Origin of the sequence: Scytonema millei VB511283 (assembly GCF_000817735.3) — a bacterium.
Classification (GTDB): Bacteria; Cyanobacteriota; Cyanobacteriia; order Cyanobacteriales; family Chroococcidiopsidaceae; genus Chroococcidiopsis; species Chroococcidiopsis millei_B.
This window is the reverse complement of sequence record NZ_JTJC03000001.1, coordinates 62,126-87,303: the sequence shown is the minus strand read 5'-3', so window position 1 is coordinate 87,303 and position 25,178 is coordinate 62,126. Positions and strand designations below refer to the sequence as shown.

General features: G+C 44.7%; 23 protein-coding genes. 15 read left to right on the top strand and 8 right to left on the bottom strand.

Annotation, left to right across the window (positions count from 1 at the left end; genetic code table 11):
- Positions 1-91: 91 nt before the first annotated feature.
- The 3 genes from QH73_RS00370 to QH73_RS00360 all read left to right on the top strand — a co-directional run bounded on the left by QH73_RS00370 (position 92) and on the right by QH73_RS00360 (position 4,212).
- On the top strand, positions 92-2,341 hold the full coding sequence (locus tag QH73_RS00370) for a glycoside hydrolase family 57 protein (RefSeq protein ID WP_039714794.1): 2,250 nt from the start codon (positions 92-94) through the stop codon (positions 2,339-2,341).
- A gap of 480 nt (positions 2,342-2,821) precedes the next feature.
- Positions 2,822-3,088, top strand: a complete 267-nt coding sequence (locus QH73_RS00365; protein ID WP_039714793.1) for a microviridin/marinostatin family tricyclic proteinase inhibitor — start codon at positions 2,822-2,824, stop codon at positions 3,086-3,088.
- A 149-nt stretch (positions 3,089-3,237) separates the two neighbouring features.
- Entirely contained in the window at positions 3,238-4,212 is a 975-nt protein-coding gene (locus QH73_RS00360) for an MvdD family ATP-grasp ribosomal peptide maturase (protein WP_039714792.1), read from the top strand.
- Between the two features lie 23 nt (positions 4,213-4,235).
- Here QH73_RS00360 and QH73_RS00355 read toward each other — a convergent pair whose 3' ends face one another.
- The 5 genes from QH73_RS00355 to QH73_RS00335 form a co-directional block, all read right to left on the bottom strand.
- Positions 4,236-4,625 carry an endonuclease domain-containing protein gene (locus QH73_RS00355; protein ID WP_039714791.1) on the bottom strand — a complete coding sequence of 130 codons (390 nt, stop codon included), beginning with the start codon at positions 4,623-4,625 and terminating at the stop codon, positions 4,236-4,238.
- Positions 4,626-5,238: 613 nt separating this feature from the next.
- Positions 5,239-6,558, bottom strand: coding sequence for a CO2 hydration protein (locus QH73_RS00350; protein WP_039714790.1), 1,320 nt, complete (start codon positions 6,556-6,558; stop codon positions 5,239-5,241).
- Positions 6,559-6,694: 136 nt separating this feature from the next.
- The gene (locus tag QH73_RS00345) at positions 6,695-8,185 is read right to left on the bottom strand and encodes an NADH-quinone oxidoreductase subunit M (protein WP_039714789.1); all 1,491 of its coding nucleotides are present in this window, start codon (positions 8,183-8,185) and stop codon (positions 6,695-6,697) included.
- A gap of 104 nt (positions 8,186-8,289) precedes the next feature.
- Positions 8,290-10,152: an NAD(P)H-quinone oxidoreductase subunit F gene (locus tag QH73_RS00340; RefSeq protein ID WP_039714788.1), complete on the bottom strand. Its 1,863-nt coding sequence runs from the start codon at positions 10,150-10,152 to the stop codon at positions 8,290-8,292.
- 876 nt (positions 10,153-11,028) lie between these two features.
- The gene (locus QH73_RS00335) at positions 11,029-11,733 is read right to left on the bottom strand and encodes a hypothetical protein (protein WP_039714787.1); all 705 of its coding nucleotides are present in this window, start codon (positions 11,731-11,733) and stop codon (positions 11,029-11,031) included.
- Positions 11,734-11,807: 74 nt separating this feature from the next.
- Here QH73_RS00335 and QH73_RS00330 point away from each other — a divergent pair, with 74 nt between their 5' ends.
- The gene (locus QH73_RS00330) at positions 11,808-12,494 is read left to right on the top strand and encodes an HAD-IA family hydrolase (RefSeq protein WP_236146859.1); all 687 of its coding nucleotides are present in this window, start codon (positions 11,808-11,810) and stop codon (positions 12,492-12,494) included.
- 29 nt (positions 12,495-12,523) lie between these two features.
- On the opposite strand, the gene QH73_RS00325 is transcribed toward QH73_RS00330, so the two are convergent.
- Positions 12,524-12,970, bottom strand: coding sequence for a GNAT family N-acetyltransferase (locus QH73_RS00325; RefSeq protein ID WP_039714785.1), 447 nt, complete (start codon positions 12,968-12,970; stop codon positions 12,524-12,526).
- A gap of 183 nt (positions 12,971-13,153) precedes the next feature.
- Between QH73_RS00325 and QH73_RS00320 the strand changes: the two genes are divergently transcribed.
- Positions 13,154-13,867, top strand: a complete 714-nt coding sequence (locus QH73_RS00320) for an ERF family protein (protein WP_039714784.1) — start codon at positions 13,154-13,156, stop codon at positions 13,865-13,867.
- Between the two features lie 148 nt (positions 13,868-14,015).
- On the top strand, positions 14,016-14,588 hold the full coding sequence (locus QH73_RS00315) for a siphovirus Gp157 family protein (RefSeq protein WP_039714783.1): 573 nt from the start codon (positions 14,016-14,018) through the stop codon (positions 14,586-14,588).
- A gap of 182 nt (positions 14,589-14,770) precedes the next feature.
- Here QH73_RS00315 and QH73_RS00310 read toward each other — a convergent pair whose 3' ends face one another.
- On the bottom strand, positions 14,771-14,914 hold the full coding sequence (locus QH73_RS00310) for a hypothetical protein (protein ID WP_015152161.1): 144 nt from the start codon (positions 14,912-14,914) through the stop codon (positions 14,771-14,773).
- A gap of 469 nt (positions 14,915-15,383) precedes the next feature.
- On the opposite strand from QH73_RS00310, the gene QH73_RS00305 reads away from it, so the two are divergent.
- The 4 genes from QH73_RS00305 to radC all read left to right on the top strand — a co-directional run bounded on the left by QH73_RS00305 (position 15,384) and on the right by radC (position 19,988).
- A complete protein-coding gene (locus QH73_RS00305) occupies positions 15,384-15,842 on the top strand; it encodes a hypothetical protein (RefSeq protein ID WP_052289938.1) in 459 nt (152 codons plus the stop codon).
- A gap of 148 nt (positions 15,843-15,990) precedes the next feature.
- Positions 15,991-17,904, top strand: coding sequence for a peptidoglycan D,D-transpeptidase FtsI family protein (locus QH73_RS00300; RefSeq protein ID WP_052289937.1), 1,914 nt, complete (start codon positions 15,991-15,993; stop codon positions 17,902-17,904).
- 148 nt (positions 17,905-18,052) lie between these two features.
- Positions 18,053-18,997: a phosphoribulokinase gene (locus tag QH73_RS00295; RefSeq protein ID WP_039714781.1), complete on the top strand. Its 945-nt coding sequence runs from the start codon at positions 18,053-18,055 to the stop codon at positions 18,995-18,997.
- Positions 18,998-19,256: 259 nt separating this feature from the next.
- The gene (radC, locus tag QH73_RS00290) at positions 19,257-19,988 is read left to right on the top strand and encodes a RadC family protein (RefSeq protein ID WP_039717277.1); all 732 of its coding nucleotides are present in this window, start codon (positions 19,257-19,259) and stop codon (positions 19,986-19,988) included.
- A 237-nt stretch (positions 19,989-20,225) separates the two neighbouring features.
- Here radC and QH73_RS00285 read toward each other — a convergent pair whose 3' ends face one another.
- Positions 20,226-20,378 (bottom strand): hypothetical protein, encoded by a 153-nt coding sequence (locus QH73_RS00285; RefSeq protein ID WP_165587591.1) that lies wholly within the window; start codon positions 20,376-20,378, stop codon positions 20,226-20,228.
- A gap of 588 nt (positions 20,379-20,966) precedes the next feature.
- On the opposite strand from QH73_RS00285, the gene QH73_RS00280 reads away from it, so the two are divergent.
- The 5 genes from QH73_RS00280 to QH73_RS00260 are packed head-to-tail and all read left to right on the top strand — an operon-like array spanning position 20,967 to position 25,120.
- Positions 20,967-22,397, top strand: coding sequence for a nicotinate phosphoribosyltransferase (locus QH73_RS00280; protein ID WP_236146900.1), 1,431 nt, complete (start codon positions 20,967-20,969; stop codon positions 22,395-22,397).
- Complete coding sequence (locus QH73_RS00275) at positions 22,397-22,990, top strand: nicotinate-nucleotide adenylyltransferase (RefSeq protein WP_039714780.1); 594 nt, start codon at positions 22,397-22,399, stop codon at positions 22,988-22,990. The genes QH73_RS00280 and QH73_RS00275 overlap by 1 nt, the downstream gene beginning before the upstream one ends.
- A complete protein-coding gene (locus QH73_RS00270) occupies positions 22,951-23,697 on the top strand; it encodes an NUDIX hydrolase (RefSeq protein ID WP_039714779.1) in 747 nt (248 codons plus the stop codon). The genes QH73_RS00275 and QH73_RS00270 overlap by 40 nt, the downstream gene beginning before the upstream one ends.
- Positions 23,694-24,032, top strand: coding sequence for an isochorismate lyase (locus QH73_RS00265; RefSeq protein ID WP_236146858.1), 339 nt, complete (start codon positions 23,694-23,696; stop codon positions 24,030-24,032). Before QH73_RS00270 ends, QH73_RS00265 begins: the two co-directional genes overlap by 4 nt.
- A complete protein-coding gene (locus QH73_RS00260) occupies positions 24,029-25,120 on the top strand; it encodes an alpha-hydroxy acid oxidase (protein WP_039714777.1) in 1,092 nt (363 codons plus the stop codon). Before QH73_RS00265 ends, QH73_RS00260 begins: the two co-directional genes overlap by 4 nt.
- The last annotated feature ends 58 nt before the right edge of the window (positions 25,121-25,178 follow it).

The window sequence follows — 25,178 nt, the reverse complement described above, 5'->3', positions numbered from 1 at the left end:
GACGGTTGACTGTCTTCACTCCGTGTAGCGTCTACCACCGATTACCAATTACCATTACCAACTACCAACTACCAACTACCGATCGATACCTATGCCCCATCCTTTATACGTTGCATTCGTCTGGCATCAGCACCAACCACTGTATAAAAGTCGCGATCGCAGTTCTGCTTCTACATCCAATCAGTATCGCTTGCCGTGGGTTAGGTTGCACGGGACAAAAGACTATCTAGATTTGGTGTTAATTCTAGAGCGTTATCCTAAGTTACATCAAACGGTTAACCTCGTTCCTTCTCTGATTCTGCAACTAGAAGATTACATTGCTGGGACTGCTTTCGATCCCTATCTCACAGTTAGCTTGACACCTACAGAGCAACTGCAAAGGGAGCAGCAACAATTTATCATCGCGAACTTTTTTGATGCCAACCACCATACGCTGATCGATCCCCATCCCCGTTATGCAGAGTTGTACCATCAACGGCAGGAACGCGGTGCAGCTTGGTGTTTGGACAACTGGCAGAAGGAAGATTATGGCGATCTACTGGCTTGGCATAATTTAGTTTGGATCGATCCGATTTTTTGGGACGACTCCGAAATTGCCCAATGGTTGCAACAAGGTCGGGGTTTTACTTTAAGCGATCGCCAGCGGATTTATTCTAAACAAAGGGAAATTATTAGTCGGATTGTCCCTCAACATCGGCACATGCAGGAAACGGGGCAACTAGAAGTTACTACCTCACCTTACACTCATCCAATTCTGCCTTTACTTGCCGATACAAACTCCGGTCGGGTTGCCGTACCGAATATGAACCTGCCCAATTACCGATTCCAATGGGCAGAAGATATTCCGCGTCACTTGCAAAAAGCATGGGAGTTATACGAAGACCGCTTTGGACAAATACCCAGGGGTTTGTGGCCCTCCGAACAGTCTGTCAGTCCTGAAATTCTTCCTTATATTATCAAGCAAGGATTTAATTGGATTGTTTCTGATGAAGCCGTTTTAGGGTGGACGCTCAAGCACTTTTTCCACCGCGACGGGGCGGGAAATGTCATCGAACCAGAATTGTTATACCGTCCCTATCGCTTGCAGACAGCAGCGGGAGATTTATCTATTGTCTTTCGCGATCATAGATTGTCTGATTTAATTGGTTTTACATATGGGTCGATGCCACCCAAACGCGCCGCCGCAGATTTGGTGGGACATTTAGAGTCGATCGCCCATCAGCTCAAACAGCACCAAGAAGGCGATCGGACTAGCTTAGAACAACCTTGGCTGGTCACAATTGCCTTAGATGGCGAAAACTGCTGGGAATATTATCCTCAAGATGGCAAACCCTTTTTAGAAAACTTATATCAAACTCTCAGCAACCATCCTCATATCAAACTCGTCACCGTCTCGGAATTTATCGATGCTTTTCCCCCAACTGCAACAATTCCAGGTGAGAAATTACACAGTGGTTCTTGGGTAGATGGCAGCTTTACCACTTGGATTGGCGATCCGGCAAAAAATCGAGCTTGGGACTTGCTAGCAGCAGCGAGAGATGTGTTAGCACAGCATCCAGAGGCGACAGAAGAGAATAACCCCGAAGTGTGGGAAGCTTTATACGCCGCCGAGGGTTCCGATTGGTTTTGGTGGTTTGGTGAAGGTCATTCCTCCAATCACGATGCTATCTTCGACCAGTTATTTCGAGAGCATTTGTGTGGCATTTATCAAGCCTTGAATCAACCCGTTCCTCCAGTGCTGCTGCGTCCGGTGGAAATTCATGCCGCTCCCGCCGACCATCGCCCCCAAAGCTTCATTCACCCCAACATTGACGGTATGGGCGACGAGCAGGACTGGGACAAAGCCGGACGCTTAGAAGTTGGTGGAGCGCGGGGAACGATGCATCAAAGCAGCACGGTACAGCGCATTTGGTACGGGGTAGATCACTTAAATTTCTATCTCAGATTAGATTTCAAAACAGGAGCAAAGCCAGGTCAGGACTTGCCACCAGAACTCAATTTGCTCTGGTTCTATCCCGATCGCACCATGCATAACAGCCCCCCGCCTTTGGTAGACTTGCCAGAGCAAGCGCCGATGAACTATATGTTTCACCATCGCTTGGAAGTTAATTTACTTACACAATCGGTTCACTTTCAAGAGGCGGGAGAACACTATCAATGGCATCCCCGCGCCAGTCGCGCTCAAGTAGCGCTAGAGCGTTGCCTAGAAGTAGCAGTTCCTTGGGCTGACTTGCAAATGCCACCAGATTATCCTTTGCGCTTGGTTTTGGTCTTGGCAGACGAGGGCAGATTCCAGCAGTATTTGCCTGAGAATGCTTTGATTCCGATTGAAGTACCCTAGAGAAGAGAGCTGGGGAAGCTGAGGGAGCTGAGGGGGCAATTACCAATCGGCTCCTGACTCTTATATGGGCGGATTTTGAACCAAGATTTCTTGTGACTAGCCGCGGCTCTTTTGCTAAACCCGCCCCTACGACGAAAAAAACACATCTTTTTGCTTTTGTATATCCCTGAAAATAAATTTTTGTAAAATCATGCGTAACCTCTATACTGCTGGATGAAGTGGTGAGTATAGGTTGCTAACTAAAGCTTAGCAATACAACTTAAAAATTTAGAATTTGGAATTTGAAATTCGGAATTAGTTGAATGTTTTCAAGCCCATATAAGGCGTGAAAAAATTAGATTTTTCTGTTTTCAGCCCCGTAGATTTGTCTGTGGGGTTTGTCATTCATAGTTCTACGACTAGAATTCTAAATTCTTTTAATAAGAGTTTGCTAAGTTATTGCTGCAACCTGAATTAACCAATCGGAGGTAAATAAAATCTATGTCTGACATGAACTCACGAAATTTAAATTCACCAATTCCTTTTTTCGCCCACTTTCTAGAAGGGCAATTTGGAGCAGAACTTTCGGAAGCAGAAATGGCATCTGTGAGTGGTGGTAGCGTATATGCAACAACGCTAGCATATCCATCTGACGTTGACGTTGACGGTGGGAATAAAGGTTATGAATTCCCCTCGATGGAGATGCCCAAGATGCCATCTATGCCTGATTTTCCCAAGTTTCCATCAATTTCTGATTATTACAAATAATAATTTGTAAGTCGTAATTCGTAAGTCGTAATTTATTAACTCTGGGTACAAGCTCCTAGCTTGATGATGAAAAATAATCTTATAGCAATAATGTAGAGAATAATAGCTACGAATTACGAGTTAGCGATCGCAAATTGGAGTACAACGATATGACAGTTTTGATCGTGACTCATAGTCGAGATCATGAGGGGATTTCCTTAGTGATTCAGGCGATCGCAGCTCAAGGTGGAAAGGCATTTCGCTTTGATACCGATCGCTTTCCGACTCAGACACATTTAGAAGTCTATTTTGGACTGGGAACAGAACGGTTCGTGCTGATTGATGGTGCAAACCAACTCAATTTACAAAATGTATCCGCAGTTTGGTATCGGCGCATTCGCATGGGTGCAAGGATTCCGACAACGATGGATGCGCAACTACGCCAAGCCTCGGTTCAAGAGTCGCAAGCTACGATTCTCGGGGCGATCGCTAGTCTCAATGTTTTCCATCTCGATTCCGTGTCTAATATTCGTCGTGCTGAACACAAGCAGTTACAATTACAAGTTGCGCGATCGCTCGGTTTAGAAACTCCACGCACTCTGATTACAAACAATCCCCAAGCAGTGTTGGAATTTGCGCGAGAGTGCAGTTCGGGTATGGTGACGAAAATGCTCACTACCTTTGCAATTTACGATCGAGGACAAGAGCAAGTTGTTTTCACCAATTCCGTTAAACCGGAGGATTTAGAAAAGTTAGAGGGACTGCGCTTTTGTCCGATGTGCTTTCAAGAAAACATTCCCAAAGCATTAGAACTGAGGACGACAATTGTTGGACAGCAGGTATTTACAGCTGCAATTGACTCTCAGATTTCGCCTGCAGCAAGTCATGATTGGCGGCGACAAGGATTGACTTTGATTGATGCTTGGCGACCCTACCATCTTCCCCAAGATCTTGCTATAAAATTGCGACAGATCATGACATATTTTCAGTTAAATTATGGGGCATTCGACCTCATTTTGACTCCAGACGGGCGTTATATATTTTTAGAAATTAACCCTGTAGGGGAGTTCTATTGGTTAGAAAAACATGCTGGTTTACCAATCTCGCAGGCGATCGCAGCTCTTCTCATAAAAAACCCCCCTTAAAAAGGGGGGTTGGGGGGATCTCTTCACTCAGAACGAAGTGCGATCGCTTCCTCAATCTCATGACAAACTCCCTCTATATTGTTCAATACTTCATTATTGTTAAATCTCATAACATTTAGTCCGTAGCATTCTAATTTTGCAGTTCTTTCTAAATCGTAAATTTTGCCATCATCTGTAAAGTGGCTATCTCCATCAACTTCAATTACTAGCCTTAATTCTGCACAATAAAAATCAACAATAAAATTATCGATAGGTCTTTGTCTTAAAACTCGATATTTGAACTTTCTGAGATAATGATTCCAGAGTAGCTTTTCGGCTGGAGTCATGTTTTTTCGGAATTCTTTTGCTCTTTCTACAAGTTGCGGATTATAGGGTAGGTGAAAGTCTGTGTTGAGTAGGTTTTCGCGGTTCATTCTGAGTCCTCGGAGATCCCCCCTAACCCCCCTTAAAAAGGGGGGAATTGGAGATTGAATTATTTTCGACTTTTGCTTAGGCTAGCATCCTAAAATACTTTGAATTTCATACACTAGTTGGGACAATACTCCTAATGAGCTAGCAGTTGCACCTGCTGATGTCGATATTTCAGCAGCTATAACAGCTATGGAAGCTCCTGTAGTAATAAGAGTAACTAGTGTACTAGCAACAGCTATTGTACCCACTCCAGTACTAACTGCAAAAACTCCTGCTGTGCTAACCATAGCAACTATAGCTACCCATTGGAAAGGATTCGGACTTGAACAAGCACCTATACTTTGTACTTAACCGAGCAAAATGAAGAGATCTAATGTTGCAGTAGAAGCCATAATAGAAATAAATCTACATTTTAGTCCATAAAAACACGAACTTTAGCTAATTCCCTCTGTGTACATACTGAAATATATTTGCTTATGTACTGAAACACCTTGAAATCGCCCAAAATACAAAAGCCCCCCTTTTTAAGGGGGGTTGGGGGGCTCTCTTTAACTAGAAACGAAGATTGAGAGAACACAAAAGCCCCCCCTTTTTAAGGGGGGTTGGGGGGATCTTCTAACGATAATCCGCAGTCTGAATTTGCCTCAAACGTGCCGCATCTTTCATACCAAATTCTGGACGACAGAAGCGATTAATTTGCTTTTCAAAAAACTCCCGATTTGCTTGCAAATGTCTTGGATTGGGGTCATCTAACGGATATAACAATGCAGTCCTCAACGCTTGAATAACCGCAGAAGTTACGCAGTACATCGATCGCTGGAACGTAATACCCAATTGCACTAAAATATCATCTTCACCGCGACAGTGCTGCTGGTAATAATCTCTCAAATATTGAGGCAAGAAATGATACATATCTTGTGCCAACAATGTAGGTGGAATACCAGCCGTACCTACAGGAAATTTATCGGCATATAAAACGCCATAGTGGAAATCTTTTTGTTCGGTAGGAATTTGTCCGGCTTGAGCATTATATGATTTCGTCCCCCGGAAAGGAGAGGTGCGGTAGAAAACAGCTTCGACATATGGTAACGCCGCTTCATAAAGCCAGGTAAACCCTTTCGATTTAGGAATAATTTCGTAGCGTTCGCCGCGAATATAAACGTGGTGGTAAATTGGACGACCCGCGATCGCAAAAATTCCATTCACCAAGAAGTTCATCGCGTCGGGGACTCCCTTAAATCCGCCTTCGTCGTAAATGTCGGACATCTCAAAAAATACTGGAGCCATCACTTCCCAGAATAAGCCCAAGTTGGCGTAATAAGAAGCCTGACGGCACTGTTCCAAGAACATTTCTGGAAATAACTTATACAGCCCCAGCATGGCTGGATTGTACTTGAAATAAGCTTTAATGGCGCGATCGGCGTTAGCTTTGTATTCATCCGAGTCGAGATAGGCATCGAACTTGCCATAGCCCATGTCTCTACCGTGCCACAGCATTGCCCGCATACATTCTTCGGCAAATTCCATGTTGATGCGATCGTGGAACCAGTGATGCAACAATCTAGGCATCTTGCGGGTTTCACCTTTTTCCATAAAGGCAAGTAGTTCGGGATGCGCTGTGGCTGGTCCCCGCCAAATCCGCAAATCGGCATCGTCGCCTGCATAATGATTGTGCAGGTCTAAATACTCCTGGGGAATGAAGTATTTGAAAAAGGGTAGCGGTTCGAGGAAGACTCGTTCGCCAATATACAATAAGTCGCGCCAGTAGAAATCCATCGGTACGGCATAAGCTTTATAAATACCGATGATTTGCATCAGATTTTCTGGCGTATCTGGTAGCATCGCCCCACCTGCTTCTAAGCGATGAATGATATCGGCAAATTCATGTTTGGATGGGGGCAATTTCGCTGTAGATTTTTCTTGAGCAAGTACCATGACGGGAGTGAGTAGTGAGTAGTGGTAGGGGCGGGTTTTTTGAGAGTTTTGGTTAAAGAACAAAAAATTCTGTGGTTAAACCCGCCCGTACAGAATTATTGGAGAGTCGTAGGGGCGCACGGCTGTGCGCCCTATTCTAATTTTTAATGGCGATTTGCTGTGTAGTGTTGACGCGAACCGTAGCAACCATAGCGGCGCTGGTGGTTTCACTCCAACGGACTAACCAAGTGGGTTGAATGCCTAGAAATAGGATCAAGACTGTGAGAACGAGGGCGGGAATTTTTTCCGACCAGGTGACGACGGGATAGTAAGCTGTCTTGTTATCTAGCTTGCCAAAGCAAGTCCGGTTGAGCAAAATCACAAAATATACCGCTGTCAAGCCTGTACAGAGAACGCAAACGAGGGTAGGTAAGGGAAACCTAGCATAACTACCTTGCAGGACTAAAAATTCGGCAATAAAACCAGTCATGCCTGGAATTCCCGCGCTTGCCATGCCTCCCATCACTAGAAGGGCGCTAATGTAGGGTAATCCGCGAATCGGACTCATCAATCCATTCAAGACATCAAGTTCGCGAGTCCCGACTTTAGTTTCAATGACACCAATTAAATTAAACAGAATTGCCAAAATTAGACCGTGGGCAACCATTTGCGCCACTGCGCCGACCGTACTCAACTCAGTAGCAGCAGCCGCAGCCAGCATGACATATCCCATGTGTCCGATCGAACTATAGGCAACCATGCGCTTGATATCTTTTTGCGCGATCGCCGTTACCGCACCGTAAACCGCGCTAATTGCCCCAATAATTGCTAAACCAGGCGCGACTATAGCCCAAGTTTCGGGAAATAGTCCTAGACCAAATCGGATAATCCCATAGGTTCCTAACTTTGCCAGGATTCCCCCCAACATAATCGCTACGGGTGGAGAAGCTTCCGTGTAAGCATCGGGCAACCAAGTATGTAGGGGAACCAAAGGAATTTTAATCCCAAATCCAACTAACAGGATGGTTAGGAGGATCAATTGCGCTTGAAGGGGTAATCCCGTGGTGGCGATCGCGTTGTAATCGAAGCTAGAAGATCCTGTCAGCCAAGTAATTCCCAAAAAGCCAGCTAAAATCAAAATTCCCGAAACTGCCGTGTAGATCAAAAACTTCATCGCAGCGTAGCCGCGCTTTGCCGTTCCACCCCAGATTGCGATCAGCAGATAGAAAGGAATCAGCTCGACTTCGTAAAATAGAACGAACAACAGCAAGTTTTGTGCTAGGAATCCACCCACCACCCCAGCATAGATCAGCAGCAACAAAGCGTAGTACAGCCGAGGACGGGTAATATTTTCGCTGCTACTATAAATAGCAATCCAAGTCAATACCCCTGCTAAGGCGACTAGAGGGATAGACAAACCATCTGCCCCCAGGCTATAGCTCAATCCCAGGGTATCAATCCAAGGCAACAATTCAGAAAACTGCATCCCAGCTAAGGAGATGTCAAATTGACTCAGTAACACCAGCGTCCAAATAATGATGCCAGTAGCGATCGCCAAAGCCAGCGATCGCGCCCGATCGCCTTTCATTGGTATAAATCCAATGCAAGCAGCACCGACGACAGGTATCCAGATCAAAGCACTCAGCATAACGATTTTGAAATTGGTAGTTGGTAGTTGGTAGTTGGTGAGCAGCTAGTGGCTAGTAGCTAGATTCTTTGTCCAGTCACCAGCCACTAGTCACTAGTCACTTTCTAGAATGCAAAACTGAGTTCCATGTGGGATAGCAGGGGCCAGCCGACGATCGTGCCTAACAAACACACGCCTAGCAAGATAGTTAAGGCGTAGAATTGCGATTGTCCAGAAGTGCTGTATTTGAGGGTTTCACCTCCGAAAATCGAGACTAAGCCAACTAAATTTACAATGCCATCAACTAAGTAGCGATCGATCAGAGCAATTAGGCGAGAAACTACGGCTACTCCAAATACAATCGTTACCCGATACAAGTTAGCTGTATAGAGGTCGTAGGCGAAAAAGTCTTGCAGTGGTTTCCAAGGTAGCGTGACTGGTTTTGGAACCAAGGGTGAGAGGTAAACTACAGCTGAGATACTGCACCCAAAAATCGTAGACCAAATTAATAACAAAGCTACATCTTTGTTGATGTATGCCCATTCTGGCAGTAACGACAAGCTTTGCAATACTAACGGAGCGTGCATGACAAAGCCCATTAAGATTGTCATTGGCAACATCATGGGCCAATGAACTTCAGGCGATCGCACGGTCATTGGCTTGGGTTTATTGCCAAACATGAGACAAAATACCCTGGTGACGCTGAAAGCTGTCAGCGCATTCGTGACTAAAATAACTCCGACTAACAAAGGCTGAGTTGTCCACAATCCATCGGCTATTTGCAGCAATGCCCAAAATCCGCCCAAGGGTGGAAAAGCCACTAATCCGGCTGCACCAACAATAAAGGCAATAGCTGAAATCGGTCGGCGCGACCACAATCCTCCATAAAGACGAAGATCCTGAGTAATACTATTCCAAACTACACCACCCGTACTCATGACGAGCAGTGAAATTGCTACGGCATGGGTAAATACTAATAGTAGTGCGGCTTGAGTTTGTCCCGTACCTACAGCCACAAATACTAAACCCATGTAAGCACTGACAGAATATGACAAAGCGCGCTTGACATCAACTTGAGCGATGACAATCAAAGAAGCACCTACGGCTGTCACCGCACCGATGAATGTGGCAAAAGATAGGGCAAAGGGCGAAAGTGCCAGGACTGGCTGAAGTTTCACGAGTACCCAAGCACCTGTTGCTACAACCACTGAATTACGCAAAATCGTTGCTGGTACGGGACCTTCCATTGCCTCGTCCAGCCATAAGTGCAGTGGAAATACGGCGCATTTACCCATTGGACCGGCAATCAGAGCCAAGCACACTAATGTTATTGCTGTGGGGTTAACGTTAGCTGTTTGCGCCCACCGTGCGAGTTCTGAGAAATCCCAAGTTCCAGCGAGGGGATATAGAGCAAGTACCCCCATCAATAGAAACAAATCGCCTACCCGTTTGGTTAAAAAAGCGTCTCTTGCTCCCGTGACTACCAATGGCTGACTGAACCAGAAGCCTAGTAACAAATAAGTACACAGGGTGAGAATTTCTAGAATAAAGTAGCTGAAGAACAGGGAGTTACATAGTACTAAGGCGCACATCCCGGCTTCAAACAGCGCCATCATCACGTGGAAACGCGCCCACCCCCAGTCCATTTCTAAATAGCCGATCGCAAAGACGATCGCTAGCACGTTTAAGCCTGTAACTAAAGCGATCGCACCTACCGTAAGTGAAGAAACTTCTACGGCGATCGTGAAGTCAAAATTGGCTACGTGCAACCAGGAAAAATATAAATATTGAGCTGGTTTGTTCCAAGATGCGCTCAGGGCAATTAAAGCATGGGTGAAGGCAACAGCAGTCGTCACCAAATTAATATATGCTGCTGGGCGGGGTCCCGTGCGTCGAATAATTCCAGGCGACCAAGGAATCGTCGAAATTGCCCCTATCAAGGCATAAATGGGAACTAACCAGATGGTTTGGAGGAAGGTGTCAGCCATCGGTATAAATACTCACTGCGTAAAACAACTCAAACTCTGAATACACCGAATCTGCCTGGAAATGCTACGGGTGTAGCTGAGAGTATGTAAACCAAGCAGATTTATGATGTTTTAATTTTTCGATTAATCAAAGCTTACACTTATATGGATTACAAAGAACTTATTTATCTAATAAACTATGCGATAAGTTAGATAAATTTTTCTTATAAAGGGAAAATCATTGAAAATAACTATGCTTAAAATTGATTGCTGTTGATGGTTTGAAAGCGTACATTGAAATTGCTAATGGTTAGTATCGAGAGCTACCGATTAGCAGAACGAGCGATATCGCCCTCAGACGAGATACAGAAGACAAGAACAAGAAATCAAAAATAAAAGTATTTTTACCTAAATAAAAATCCCAAATAAAAAGCTTCCAAAATAAAAACCTCAAGTTCACAACACTTGAGGTAAATAGAAAAGTATTATCAAGGATACAGAATTTACAGACGGAGACACATGATACACATTCTTGTTAAAGTGTGTAACGGTAATTTTTGCTTCGCTTGTTGGCAATAGCTATAGTTGTCAGTCTTGTCAGGCTGTTCTAGTATGGATGGTTTCACATCCCTCTAAAGACTGTAAAGCAGGGGAAACGATAAAAACCCTACACCAATACCAGCACTACCAACAATTAAGTTGTACGGTCAATTAAACGCTCGCGAGTTTGGGGCAACCATTTTCTACCCTGACATCGTTCTCCTACGGGCGGAAATTAGCAGACTAAACAGCAAAATTCCTGCTCTGGTTGAACAACATTAGCGATTTGTTCGCTAATAGTTTGTACTTTTAATTATGAACTATGTCAGAAAATTCTGTATTGTTTGAAACAATCTTTTAAGATTTTATTTCCAAATTCTGAATTCTTTGCTGGTGCTGCTGGCGGTTAAACTGTTGCTGTGTGGAAGTCAGTAGTGCATATTCAATCGGCGATCGCATATCCCATTGCAATTGAGCGAGCAGTAGTAAACTACAACTCATGACCGCACCAGTTGTGAGAAACTGCCAACCGCCGACATAAGATAAGAAACTAACGCCCAAAAGGTGAAGACATCCAGCCAGGAATAAAGCACGCGATCGCAAACCAATGCCCGTAAACAAATAACCAATTGCACTCAAACTCAACCACATTGAGCATAGGTGGATTAAAATCTCACCCCAACCAAGAAATATCCCCAAATCGGTTAAAACCACACCCGTTAGTACTAAAGTTGCCCAACCACAGACGACCCAACGCAGACGTTCTACTCCTGCCCAAAACCAAGTTAGACTCATCATGGCGATCGCACCAACCATAGTCAAGCTCGACCACCAAATCGCTTGTGTCGTCCAACTAATTGGTAAAAACTGCGCTGTGGCAAACATAACGCCAACAATGACAGCCCAAATAATAAACACTTGGTCTACTCGCGTGTAAATTCCTGAGTAAAGTGTAATGCGATCGATTTTCCAATTAATTCGCCATAAACCTTGTAAATCTTGAATATCTAACTCTTCTTGCTTTTCTTTGAGCAATGGCTGCGCTAAGCTACTCAGATTCATTTATATTTTGCTGCTAGTTATTTTTACAATTTGTAACTCTCTCTATTGATAGATTATTTCATAAATTTTACAAAATGACACAAATCGTAAGAAACACGATGGATAGCGAACTGAGTGATGTCAAGCAACCTAAAGTTATTTTTCTCGATGCTGTTGGGACAATGTTTGGAGTTAAAGGTAGTGTTGGTGAAGTGTACGCTCAGATCGCACAACAATTTGGCGTTACCGTACCAGCAGATCGTGTCAACAGTGCTTTCTATCAAAGTTTCAAAACTGCACCACCACCTGTATTTCCTGGGAAGCAGCCAGAGGAAATTCCTCAATGCGAATTTGAATGGTGGGAAGCGATCGCGCGAAATACTTTTCAAAAAGTTGGATTTTTAGATAGTTTTACCGATTTTTCTGGCTATTTCAGCCAACTATATGCTCATTTTTCCACAGCAGAACCGTGGGTACTTTATCCCGACGTGTTACAAGCATTGCAATCTTGGCAGAAACTAGGCATTGAGTTAGGAGTGCTATCTAATTTCGATTCGCGCCTGCATTCGGTTTTACAAGCTTTGGATTTATCCAAGTTTTTCACTTCTGTAACAATTTCTACCGAAGTTGGAGCGGCTAAACCCGATCCACAAATTTTTGCTGCTGCTTTAGACAAACATCAATGTTCGGCAGATTTGGCTTGGCATGTAGGCGATAGTTTACAAGAAGATTATCACGGCGCGAAAGCGGCTGGGTTAAGGGCAATTTGGTTGCAAAGATGATGGAAAAGTCAAAAGTCAAAAGTCAAAAGTCAAAATTCACTCACTCTCAGCGAATAGTGATAAAACTGTTCATCCCTAGTGTATCCGAGTGATTCATACAAAGTTTGGGCTGAGATATTAGAAATTTGTGTGGCGAGAGTGATTCTGATTGCTCCAGTTTCTTGAGCATACTGCTTTGCTGCTGTCAGCAATAACTTGGCAATTCCTTGTCTACGATGCGTTGCGACGACGAATAGATCGTTCAAAATCCAAATTCGTTGCATCGATACTGAAGAAAAACTGGGGTAAAGCTGAGTAAATCCGACGATTTGCCTATTACTTGCAACATAGATGAGAGAATCGTGTTTTTGCAATCGTTCTTGCAGAAAAATCTTTGCAGTTGCCAAGTCCGATGCTTGTCCATAAAAAACGCGATATTGGTCAAATAGTATAGCTATCGGCTCAAGATGCTCGATTTTAGCCTGAAAAACTTCCATAGCCTGCTTGAAATTTGCTCTATTCCCAGACTACCAGGCTAGCTTGGTAATAGAGGAGCTAGAGAAATCAGACTTAAGTACAAGTGTACTATAATAATATGCGAGGGATATTTGCACTCGCAGCTCGAACGGAGTCGATCGCCTCTGAAGCCAGCTTGAGGTAACACCACCAAGGATAGCGTTATGAGCGAAACATTAACTAGTGCCACAGCAACCAGCGAAACAGCGAATCATACTAAAAGTCAGCTATATAAAAAGATCTTAGCCGTACAAAAGAATTTGCAACCTTTAGAAAAAACTGGTTGGAACGACTTTCAGAAATATAGCTACACCACTGCTGGCGACGTTCTTCTACCAGTCCACAAAGCTTGTAGCGAACAAGGATTAATTGCGATCGCAGATTGTATTGAATCTCACATCGAGCCGGGACGAGCTTCAGTAGTCGTCCGCTTAACGATTGTAGATACAGAAACAGGTGAGTCTTTAAGTGTCAGCGCGCCAGGTTACGCCGAAGACTATTCGTGGAAAGATAGTCGTCCTACTGGCGATAAAGCTGTATATAAAGCGATTACAGGAGCCACAAAATACGCCGTCCGTTCTTGCTTTTGTCTCCCATCAGATGACGATCCAGAACGGACACCACAAAGGCTGAATACCAGACAGCCGATGAATCGATATGTCGTCAATCCTAGCAAAGTAGACTCGGTATTGCTGGAACAAACCACAGCAGAATTAAAGCGGGTTGGTTGGTCGAGTACCCAAGGACGGCTATACTTACAAGATAAATTTGGCAAATCCAGCCGTCAGCAACTCAGCCAGCAGGAACTACAACAATTTCTAAATCATCTGCGTTCCTTACCAGAACCAGAAGCCCAACCGATTCTGCAAGAAAGCTGATAATTATTTGCTTATGATGAGAGGTAATTGGTAGTCAGTCATTTGTCATTTGTCATTTGTGTAGAGTTTTTGACTTTTGACTTTTAACTTTTGATTTGCACCAGCGTTACCAATTACCCACGATCAATTGAATTAGGACACTTGAAAGGTGACTCCATCTCATTCAGTCGAAAATAATTCATCTGAAAATAACTTGCCCCAATCTAGATCGCGATCGCTCTTTAGTATTGGTGAAGATTTAGAGCGATTAAATGAAATTTTAGATGAAACTGGAGACGACACCCAACAACAAGAAATACTCAGCGAATGGTTGCAACAGCTAGGAACAGAACGCGATCGCAAGTTGGATGGATACGCGGCTTTGATCTCGGAAATGCAAGCGCGTGCTGAGGCGAGAAAAGCAGAAGCGCAACGTCTAATGGAGCTAGCTAGAGCGGACGAAAGGCGATCGCAACTCTTAAAAGAGCGATTAAAATGGTTTTTTGAGTCGCAGCAACTCAAAACGATTGAAACTACCCGTTATCGGCTGTCTTTATCCAAAAATGGTGGTAAAGCCCCCTTAATCCTTAAACCAGATCTCTCACCGCAGCAACTCCCCGAAAGGTTCACAACCACTTCAATTGAACCAAACACGAGTGCCATTCGCGCCGCCTTAGAAGCAGGAGAGACTTTAGATTTTGCTTCCCTGGGCGATCGCAGTACGAGCATAAGGATTAAGTGACCAGTTATCAGTTATCAGTTGACAATTCACTACACCCCACACCCCACACCCTTTCTTCACTGATAACTGAAAAAAATTCTCCTGCAACAGCAGCTTTCACAGGGGGATCGGGCTGAGAATTGGTGCTGTGCAAGAGATTTTGAAAATCAATAGAGAGCGAGCTTTTAACTCGATCGCTGCGATTAGGGGGTAGCAGCAGGAGAAGGGGATTCAGCAGGAGAGGGGCTAGTACCAGTACCGCCACCACCACCAGCATCACCACAGGCTCCTAAAAAGCCGCCCAATAAGCTGAAAACTAAAGCTAAACCGATGAATTTTTTGTTCATAACTCCTCTTTCACCAAATGCGGTAAAAATGAACGAGCCGCTCTTGATCACGATACCGCATTTGTTGACTTTTTTTACACTACCGGAACTATAGCGGCTTAAGTTGACGGCTGATATACAGCCTGAATGAGGGTTTTGACGATTGGTTGAATTTATTTACTTGCAGCACAGAGCTTCATTTATAAAGCTTATACTTCAAGCATGGATGCCATGCCCTCAAAATTAAAGTTTCATTGAAGTCGTTCTTGATGTCAAATATCTTCCGTCTGTGGACGTAACTTTGAGTGTGAGAAATTAAACAGTACTTTGATGACAGGAGACAGGAGACAGGAGACAGGAGACTGAATGGTTTCTGGCGACTTCTTCAGTGAATAAATTTCTTTAACAAAGTTGATGAGAGTATCTGTTAGAGAAAGTTGCCATTAGAATTGGGGTGTTCATCTGCCCAAAGTTATGATGGCTAAGTATTATGGCTAAGGCTCCTAAAACTCGTGTTTCCAATCGCCAGCGGCAAAAACCAGTGCCTGCTAATGCTAAGAGCGTCAGATCTTTGAGTAGTTCGCGCTCGGCTCCTGTATGGCTGACTAACTTGCGCCACTTACAAAATCGCTGTGCAGCTGTGACTGCTCTATTAGTGACTGCATTACTTGTAGCTTATGGCTGGTCGGCGTACTCCCAAAGCTCATGGCAAGAAGCGCACAGTCAACTAGAAGACTTAAAAAAACAAGAACGGCAATTGATGCAAAAAAATGAAGTGCTAAAAAACGATTTAGCAACGCAAGCACAGCAACCAGAAACGGGACTGGTGTATCCTAGCCCTGCTGAAGCGATCGCTCTAGAGCCTGCCAGCCAGACTACCAGAGCGCCAAAGCCAGTTTCACCCGCAACTCAACCGCCTCGTTTGACTTCTTTGCCACTAGGTTATTAGACAGTTAACAGTTGTCAGTTATCAGTTGTCAGTTGTCAGTGGTGCGTGGTGCGTGAGTAATGAATTCTCCCCTGCTCCCTGCTCCCTGCTCCCTCAGCTCCCTCAGCTCCCTCAGCTCCCTCAGCTCCCTCACCACGCATTACTGAAAATGTCTATCTTTCCTTCTTCTGATGCCCGTCGTCAGCGTCGTACTGCTAAAAACCGCGATCGCAGCCAAGCAAACCGCCCTCAGCATCGCCAACGGCTGAAGCAACCTCGGACAGTAGAAAAGCCAGTTTCAAATCAGCAACAAAAGAGCAACCGCTTGCCCTTATTGCGGCTGCTACTTGTATGGAGCGTCCTGATGGGGACTTGCGTAGCAATGGGAATAAAATTGTATCGGCTGCAAGTCATACACGCACCAAAATTGTTTGCACAAGCACGCAAACAGCAGTTGACAAGTATCCCTGGGTTTGTCATCCGTCGCCCAGTGGTAGATTGCAATCAAAATGTACTGGCGATGGATCGGTTGGTCTATCACTTATATGCTCGTCCCGGCCAATTTAATCTATCCAAAGAAAAAATTGCTGCTCGGCTAGCACCCCTACTTCAGAGTTCTCCTACTCAGCTTGTCAAGCGGTTCAATCAACCTAGTAATTCAATTCGCTTGACTTCAGTTGTCCCTGAAGAAATGTTCCCGCAGATCGATAGCTTGACGATTGATGGTAAGAAGGTTAGAGGTCTTGAGCTAGTTCCACAATTTTCGCGCTTCTATCCGCAACACACTCTGCTAGCAGACATAGTGGGGTATGTCAATACGGATCGTGAAGGCAAGGCAGGGGTAGAAGCGAGTCACAATCAGCAACTAGAAAGCTTGGTCAAACCAATTCCATCTTTGTCCAGGGACGGAAATAACGAAATTATGAGTTATTCCGTTCCCGATAACTTTGCCGAGGTTGACGATACACGCTTGGAATTGACGGTCGATCTGCGCTTGCAGCGTGCAGCTCAAGCAGCTCTCAGTAAGCAGTTAAAGGCAGTGCAGGCGAAGCGGGGTAGCGTTATTGTCATGGATGCGCGAGACGGCAGCATTTTGGCAATGGTGGACGAACCATCTTACGATCCAAATGAATTTTACAAATATGATTTTGAGTTGTTTCGGAATTGGGCAATCTCAGATTTATACGAACCAGGCTCGACATTTAAGCCATTGAATGTGGCGATCGCGCTGGAGCTAAAAGCAATTCATCCTAATGAAATCTTTCCCGATCCAGACACGATAAAAATAGGTGGAAGGATAATTAAAAATGCCGATCCAGAACCTTACAAAGAGCTTTCCGTCGCTGGCATCCTCCAACATTCTAGTAATGTTGGAATGGTACAGATTGCACAACGAATTTCTCCAGCCACCTACTATGATTGGTTGAAAAAATTGGGGTTAGGGCAATCTCTCGCTACAGATTTAGCTGCTGTCGCTCCCAGTCAAATCAAAAGTAAAAAGCAGTTTGTCACTTACCCAATTGAACCAGCTACCGCTTCATTTGGTCAAGGTTTTGCTCTTACGCCGATTAAACTCGTACAGTTGCACGCCGCTTTAGCCAATGGTGGTAAACTCGTCACGCCTCATGTCGTTAGAGGACGCTTCGATTCCAATGGTCATCCTCAATGGCAACCCACCTTACCAACACCGCAGCAGGTGTTTTCTCCTTCAGTTGCGAAAACAGTACTAGAAATGATGGAGACTGTGGTTACACAAGGATCGGGGAAAAGTGTTCGGATTCCCGGTTATCGAATTGCGGGTAAAACGGGTACGGCTCAAAAAGCCAGTGCTAGAGGTGGCTACGACAGTACAGCCAAAATCACCAGTTTTGTGAGTATTTTACCTGTAGATGCCCCACGTTATGTCATTCTAGCAGTCATAGACGAACCGACCAAAGTACCTAAAGGTCAACTAATTCGCGGTTCTACCACAGCCGTTCCCGTAGTGAAATCTGTCATAGATGCCCTAATCTCTACGGAACGAATTCCACCAAATCAACCCACTCAAAGAATTCAGAATTCGGAATTCGGAATTCGGAATTAATATAGATTGCTCCCTACTCCCTGCTCCCTAATAACTGATAACTGTTAACTGATAACTGTTAGCTGTTGAGTTGCTCTGCATTCTTGCCTAGAATAAAGCCAATCCAAGAATTACCTTGGCTAGCCTTTTTAGCTTCGTAGGAGTCACCATGAGCAATCGTCCAATCGTGCTAGGTATTGTTGGTGATAGTGCCGCTGGCAAAACAACTTTAACTAAAGGAATTGCTCAGGTGCTAGGTGAAGAAAATGTCACGGTAATTTGCACGGATGATTACCATCGCTACGATCGCGTCCAACGCAAAGAGCTAGGAATTACGGCATTACATCCCGACTGCAACTATCTGGATATTATGCAACAACACCTGTCTCTCTTGCGAACGGGACAGCCAATTCTCAAACCAATCTACAGCCACAATACAGGTACGTTTGAGCCACCACAGTACATTAAACCGAGTAAATTTGTCATTATTGAAGGCTTGCTCGGTTATTCTACGCGGGGTGCGAGAGAAAGCTATGATGTTAAAGTTTACCTCGCTCCACCCGAATCGCTGCGGGCGACTTGGAAAGTTAAGCGCGACACCATGAAGCGCGGTTATACTCCAGAACAAGTCATGGGAGAATTACAAAAGCGCGAACCCGATTCTGAAGCTTTTATCCGTCCCCAGCGCCAGTGGTCTGATATTGTAGTCAGTTTCTATCCACCGCGCGAAGATGCAGAAGAGAGCAACAGTCAACAGAATTTGAATGTCAGACTAGTGTTGCGTCCGACCATCCCCCATCCAGATTTTACTGAAATTATTCAATCGAATCGAGCTGACTATACCTCACCAATTCGCCTAGAACTCGATCGCGATATGGGTAAGCCAGTCGATGTCCTCGAAATTGACGGTCATGCCACCAAGGAAGACGTAATTCACTTAGAACGAATGTTGTGTAGCGAGATTCCTTCTTTAATCCCATTTTGCAGTACGGATAGCAACCCCGATCTGGGTAAGTTAGTGGGAACAACTGGAGAAATCCTGCAAAGTTATCCGCTTGCCTTGACTCAACTCCTCATCTCCTATCACATGCTCAAAGCCGCTCGGATTGTTTAGCGGTCATTTGTCATTTGTTGCTGGTAATTGGTAGGTTGACAGTTGACAGTTGACAGTTGACAGTTAACGGCTGCTCCTCTGCTCCCTGATAACTGATAACTGATAACTGATAACTGATAACTGATAACTGATAACTGATTTCATTTGTGATTTTTGAGATCGAAATAGGGATAAATAAAAATGTAGCGATCGGTGGTTGACAAAAGACTACCGATTTGCACTTTTTAGCCTAGCGATCGCTCAAGCGATCGTTTTCTTTATGACCTATTGCCTCAGAATTGCCGATTTACCAACTACAGAGCGCCCTCGCGAGAGGCTAATAACTCATGGAGCGCAAATTTTAGCTACAGCCGAGTTAATTGCTATTTTGCTCGGTACGGGACAAGGAGCGGGAAAACTTTCTGCTGTTGGATTAGGGCAATATATCTTACAAGAATTGAGTAAAAATCAACGCGAACCATTGGCGGTGCTGCGAGAAGTGAGCATTCAAGAACTGATGCAAATCGATGGTATTGGTCCTGCTAAAGCAACGACTATTTTGGCAGCTGTTGAATTAGGTAAGCGGGTGTTTCAATCGCGTCCTTTAGACCGTCAACCTATAGAAAGTCCCGCAGTAGCGGCAGCGGTGTTGAGTCAAGATTTAATGTGGCAACCGCAGGAGCGTTTTGCCGTCTTACTTTTAGATGTAAAAAATCGTCTCATTGGGACGAAGGTGATAACAATTGGTACGGCAACGGAAACTCTTGCTTCTCCCCGCGAAATTTTTCGCGAGGTAATTCGTCAAGGAGCAACGCGAGTCATTGTGGCTCACAATCATCCTTCAGGCAATGTCGAACCGAGTTCGCAAGATATTGAATTAACCCGCCAGTTACTGGCAGGAGCGCAGTTACTAGGTATTCCCATACTCGATCATCTAATTTTAGGTAATGGCAACCATCAAAGTTTGCGAGAGCTAACTGGTTTGTGGGAAGAATACCCGCAAGGAGATTGAAAGCGTTTTTCAATTGGATAAAATACACGTCTGTAGGGGCGCACAGCTGTGCGCCCCTATCTGTGTCACGCACACAATCGAAAATTGCTATGAAAGCGTTTGTTCGCGACGATAGTTCGCAAGGTTGTTTACAACCTACTACATAATTAAAACAGTTGGCGCAAACAATACAAATAGGGACGCACTTCAGTACGCCCCTACAATTGTCTTTCAATTGGTTGTCTACTAATCTGCTGTCTACCAATCGGCGTGACGACGATGTTTATAGGGTTCTCCTGTAAAAGGCTGCGTACCAATAGCTGGATAGGCATCATCGGTGGGACCAAAAATCCGTGTCATGGCTTCAATAATATATTGAGCAGCGCTGTCTAGCATTTTGGAAATATTCATATAGTTCATCTCCAGAAGTGAGGATGAATGAGATAGCTGTAGAATTCTTATTTTATGTTTGTCATCAGCTAATTATGAGTCTTCCTCAATCTATTGCAATCGATCGCAATACTTATTTGTTGATGTTTGCAATTCGTTATACAGCCGACTCAAATAGTTGGTTATGACTGTCATTGGTCATTGGCTAGATATTGTAACAAGTAATTTTGTTTTCATGCAATCGACTTGTTCGAGTAAATATCTTTGCGATCGCTTCTTCTGTCATTCAATTTACTTTTAAATCACTATTAAGAAAGGTATATATTTAGTCAGTTATCAGTTATCAGTTATCAGTTATCAGTTATCAGTTATCAGGGAGCAGGGAGCAGGGAGCAGGGGGGAGAAGAGAGCTGAGGGAGCTGAGGGAGCTGAGGAGCAACCGTTAACTGTCTTCACGGGGTGTAGCGCAGCGTTTACTGTCAACTGTCAACCTACCAATTACCAACCACCCATTACCTAACACCCGATCGCTACCCAAAGAGACTTGACATAATTTTGGTAAAATTTACTATAATCAAAACAACGCTGCCATGAGAGAACGATGAGATGATGAGTTCACGCTGGAACGATGCGGAAAACACCATACTCCAAGAACGAGAAGATCGAGCCTTAACGCTGACAGAGGTTGATTACAGCCTGCTGACCGATCTTTATCAGCTAACAATGGCAGCTTGCTATGTTGGCGAAGGGTTGGAACAATCTCAGGCAAGTTTTGAATTAACAGTGCGTCGCTTACCCCAAGGATTCGGTTACTTAATTGCGATGGGTTTAGCGCAAGCATTAGAATACTTGGAAAAGTTGAAGTTTAGCCCCGCACAAATTGCCGCTTTGCAGGCTACGGGACTGTTTCACCACGCACCAAAACAATTTTGGTCGCTGCTGGCTGAGGCTGAATTTACGGGCGATGTATGGGCTGTACGGGAAGGAACGGCAATATTTCCTCACGAACCACTATTACGAGTGGAAGCCCCTTTGTGGCAAGCGCAGTTAGTAGAAACATACCTCCTCAATACGATTAATTACCAAACTTTGATAGCTACACGCGCTGCTCGAATGCGGGATGTTGCAGGTGCGGAGGCAACGTTATTAGAATTTGGTACGCGCAGGGCATTTAGTCCTCAAGCTTCTCTGTGGGCAGCTCGCGCCGCTTTAGCAGCAGGGCTAGATGCTACGTCGAACGTACTAGCAGCGGTGCGACTGGGACAAAAACCCAGCGGGACGATGGCACATTCGCTAGTAATGGCACTTGCAGCTACAGCAGGCAGCGAAGCTGACGCATTTACAGCTTTCCATCGCTATTTTCCTGGCTCACCACTATTGATCGATACTTACGATACGATCGCCGCCGCTGAATCTTTGGCAGAATCAGTTCGGTCAGGCAAAATGCAGCTGGCTGGGGTGAGAATCGATTCGGGAGATTTGCTGACTCTATCGCAACAAGTGCGATCGCTCCTTCCTGGCGTACCAATCTTTGCCAGTGGTGATGTAGACGAGTGGGAAATTACCAGACTGAGAGCAAGTGGTGCTTGCATTGATGGTTACGGATTGGGAACGCGATTGGTTACAGGTGCGCCTGTCAATGGTGTCTACAAGCTGGTAGAAATAGATGGCATTCCAGTCATGAAAGAATCGAGTGGCAAAATGACTTATCCTGGTCGCAAGCAGATTTTTCGCCATGTAGAGACGTTACATGAAACTTCTGGGCAATGCGATCGCCTGGGACTGATAACAGAAGATCCGCAACCAGGCGAACAACCTTTGCTAGAAATGGTGATGCAAGGAGGGAAAATAATACAGCCACCAGAAGCGATCGCCCAGATCCGCCAACGGACGGCGGCGACAGTCGAAAGCTTGCCGACTCAGTGCAGGCAGTTAGACAATCCTACAACAGTAGAGGTACAAATTTCTGCTGCTTTGCAGGAGTTGACAGACACAACAAAACACCAACCGCCCAGGATTGTAGCTAGCGAAGGAAGATAATGAGGATTGCTTTATTTGGTACGAGTGCCGATCCACCGACAGCAGGACATCAAGTAATTTTGTGTTGGCTGGCAGAACGTTACGATCGCGTAGCGGTTTGGGCAGCAGATAACCCGTTTAAGTCGCAGCAAACGCCGTTACACCATCGCGCTCAAATGTTGCGGCTGTTAATTGCCGAGATCGAACCCCAACGGCGAAATATTGGGTTTCATCAGGAATTAAGCAGCCATCGGACATTGGAAACAGTTGAAAAGGCGCAACAATGGGGACAGGTAGAACTAACGTTAGTTATTGGTGCGGATTTAATCGAACAATTACTGCGCTGGTATCGAATTAAAGATTTATTACAGCAGGTACAATTACTAGTCATACCGCGCCCAGGATATGGGATAGAGGAATCGGATTTGGCACGCTTGCGCTCCTTGGGGGCAAACATTGCGATCGCCGATTTGACTGGTTTAGATGTCTCTTCTACAGCGTATCGCGATCGCTGCGATCCAGAAGCCGTTACCCCACAAGTCAAGGCATACATTCACCAACAGCATTTGTACAAATGCCAGGACGCATCCAAAGAAAAGTTATCGATCCGATAAGTTCGCAACCTTTAGCTGATTTTAAAGTTGGAGTTGATAGCGTGATTTTCTCCGTTGATACTTCTCAAAATCGGCTGTTGGTACTGTTAGTTATGCGCCATCAGGAACCCTTTTTAAATTATTGGGGTTTGCCTGGTACTTTAGTGCGCCAAGGAGAATCATTAGAAAATGCTGCCGATCGAATTTTGGCAGAAAAAATTCGAGCCAAAAACCTCTATTTAGAACAGTTATATACATTTGGAGGACCTCATCGCGATCCGCGCGAGGAAGCTAATAGTTTTGGCATCCGATATCTTTCTGTAAGCTATTTTGCCTTGGTGAGATTTGAGGATGCAGAACTGATTGCCGATGGAGTCAGCGGGATTGCTTGGTATCCTGTCAAAGAAGTGCCACAACTAGCTTTCGATCACAATGAGATTTTGACATACGGACATCGACGTTTGCGAAATAAGTTGGAATATAGCCCAGTAGCCTTTGAAGTGTTACCAGAAATGTTTACTTTAAGCGATTTATATCAGCTTTATACAACAGTTTTAGGTGAAAACTTTTCTGATTATTCTAACTTTCGGGCTAAGTTATTAAAGCTAGGTTTTTTATGCGACACGGGAATTAAAGTCTCGCGGGGTGCTGGTCGTCCGGCTAGTTTATACAGATTTGACGCGACAGCATTTGCCCCTTTTAAAGATAAACCTTTGGTGTTTATTTGAATAGGGAGCAGGGAGCAGGGAGTAGGGAGCAGGGGATGAAAGACGCAGAAGAATGTTTGGATATTGAGGAGATTCGGAAAGAGATTGATGCGATCGATCGCGAAGTTATAGAATTGCTGGGTAAGCGATTTACTTATGTGAAAGCAGCGGCTCAATTCAAAAAAAATACTGATGGTGTCAAAGCTATAGATCGCTTGAATACCATGTTGGATCGAAGACGAGTTTGGGCGGAGGAATTTGGTTTGAATCCTGATGCAATCGAGAAGTTATATCGGGATTTAGTTGGTTATTTTATTGAAGAAGAATTGAAGCATTGGGAATCGAAGGAATTATGATTCCAGCTAAACCAATCAATCTATTTGAATACGAAACGCTGGCACGCAAACATCTATCTCAAATGGCTTGGGATTACTATACTAGCGGTGCTTGGGATGAAGTGACATTGCAGGAGAATCGCGCTGCTTTCAATCGCTACCGACTGCATCCACGCATGTTGGTAGATGTGAGTCAAAGAGATTTGAGTACGACAATTTTAGGGCAATCTTTGAACGCGCCAATCCTGATTGCACCAATGGCTTTTCAGTGTCTAGCCGATCCCGCAGGGGAAGTTGCTACAGCAAAGGCGGCGGCTCATTCAGGTGTTGGGATGGTGTTGAGTACGCTGTCTACAAAAAGTATGTCAGAAGTTGCGATCGCCAATCCTTATACTTGGTTTCAATTGTATATTCATCGCGATCGCAATTTAACTCGCGCTTTAGTAGAGTATGTCTATAAATGTGGTGCAAAGGCGCTGTGCGTCACCGTAGATGCGCCATTTCTAGGGAGACGGGAGAGGGATACGCGCAATCAATTTGTCCTCCCTCCAGGCATGGAATTAGCCAATTTAAATCATTTAAAAGGCAAAGACTTAGATATTCCCTACCGTCAAGGCGAGTCGGGTTTATTTGCCTATTTTGCCGAACAACTCGATCCTGGCGTAACTTGGAAAGACTTAGCATGGTTGCGATCGCTCGTACCGTTGCCACTTGTGGTCAAAGGAATTTTACGTTCGGATGATGCAATACGTGCTGTAGAAGTTGGCGCTGATGCAATTATTATCTCAAATCATGGAGGCAGACAACTCGATGGCGCGATCGCCACGATTGATGCTGTGTCTGAAATTGTCGCGGCTGTAGGCGATCGTGCAGAGGTTTTAATGGATGGTGGAATTAGACGTGGTACTGACATTTTAAAGGCGCTAGCATTGGGAGCAAAAGCCGTTTTGATCGGTCGTCCCGTGTTGTGGGGTTTAGCCGTAGCTGGCGAGACAGGAGTACAGCACGTTATTGAAATTTTACGCGACGAACTTAGTTTAGCAATGGCATTAAGTGGCTGTAGGAAATTGATAGATATAGACTCCTCACTAGTAAGTCGTAAGTCGTAAGTAGAGAATTAATTGGTCACTGCTCCCTACTCCCTGCTCCCTGATAACTGATAACTGA

What these genes read in the sequence shown, in the direction of transcription:
- QH73_RS00285 (WP_165587591.1), bottom strand. Translation starts at nt 20,378, where the DNA reads ATGAATATTTCCAAAATGCTAGACAGCGCTGCTCAATATATTATTGAA.
- QH73_RS00320 (WP_039714784.1), top strand. Translation starts at nt 13,154, where the DNA reads ATGAGCGAAACATTAACTAGTGCCACAGCAACCAGCGAAACAGCGAAT.
- QH73_RS00330 (WP_236146859.1), top strand. Translation starts at nt 11,808, where the DNA reads ATGACACAAATCGTAAGAAACACGATGGATAGCGAACTGAGTGATGTC.
- QH73_RS00260 (WP_039714777.1), top strand. Translation starts at nt 24,029, where the DNA reads ATGATTCCAGCTAAACCAATCAATCTATTTGAATACGAAACGCTGGCA.
- QH73_RS00370 (WP_039714794.1), top strand. Translation starts at nt 92, where the DNA reads ATGCCCCATCCTTTATACGTTGCATTCGTCTGGCATCAGCACCAACCA.
- QH73_RS00295 (WP_039714781.1), top strand. Translation starts at nt 18,053, where the DNA reads ATGAGCAATCGTCCAATCGTGCTAGGTATTGTTGGTGATAGTGCCGCT.
- QH73_RS00300 (WP_052289937.1), top strand. Translation starts at nt 15,991, where the DNA reads ATGTCTATCTTTCCTTCTTCTGATGCCCGTCGTCAGCGTCGTACTGCT.
- QH73_RS00325 (WP_039714785.1), bottom strand. Translation starts at nt 12,970, where the DNA reads ATGGAAGTTTTTCAGGCTAAAATCGAGCATCTTGAGCCGATAGCTATA.
- QH73_RS00310 (WP_015152161.1), bottom strand. Translation starts at nt 14,914, where the DNA reads ATGAACAAAAAATTCATCGGTTTAGCTTTAGTTTTCAGCTTATTGGGC.
- QH73_RS00305 (WP_052289938.1), top strand. Translation starts at nt 15,384, where the DNA reads ATGGCTAAGGCTCCTAAAACTCGTGTTTCCAATCGCCAGCGGCAAAAA.
- radC (WP_039717277.1), top strand. Translation starts at nt 19,257, where the DNA reads ATGACCTATTGCCTCAGAATTGCCGATTTACCAACTACAGAGCGCCCT.
- QH73_RS00355 (WP_039714791.1), bottom strand. Translation starts at nt 4,625, where the DNA reads ATGAACCGCGAAAACCTACTCAACACAGACTTTCACCTACCCTATAAT.
- QH73_RS00350 (WP_039714790.1), bottom strand. Translation starts at nt 6,558, where the DNA reads ATGGTACTTGCTCAAGAAAAATCTACAGCGAAATTGCCCCCATCCAAA.
- QH73_RS00360 (WP_039714792.1), top strand. Translation starts at nt 3,238, where the DNA reads ATGACAGTTTTGATCGTGACTCATAGTCGAGATCATGAGGGGATTTCC.
- QH73_RS00280 (WP_236146900.1), top strand. Translation starts at nt 20,967, where the DNA reads ATGAGTTCACGCTGGAACGATGCGGAAAACACCATACTCCAAGAACGA.
- QH73_RS00335 (WP_039714787.1), bottom strand. Translation starts at nt 11,733, where the DNA reads ATGAATCTGAGTAGCTTAGCGCAGCCATTGCTCAAAGAAAAGCAAGAA.
- QH73_RS00275 (WP_039714780.1), top strand. Translation starts at nt 22,397, where the DNA reads ATGAGGATTGCTTTATTTGGTACGAGTGCCGATCCACCGACAGCAGGA.
- QH73_RS00270 (WP_039714779.1), top strand. Translation starts at nt 22,951, where the DNA reads ATGCCAGGACGCATCCAAAGAAAAGTTATCGATCCGATAAGTTCGCAA.
- QH73_RS00365 (WP_039714793.1), top strand. Translation starts at nt 2,822, where the DNA reads ATGTCTGACATGAACTCACGAAATTTAAATTCACCAATTCCTTTTTTC.
- QH73_RS00340 (WP_039714788.1), bottom strand. Translation starts at nt 10,152, where the DNA reads ATGGCTGACACCTTCCTCCAAACCATCTGGTTAGTTCCCATTTATGCC.
- QH73_RS00345 (WP_039714789.1), bottom strand. Translation starts at nt 8,185, where the DNA reads ATGCTGAGTGCTTTGATCTGGATACCTGTCGTCGGTGCTGCTTGCATT.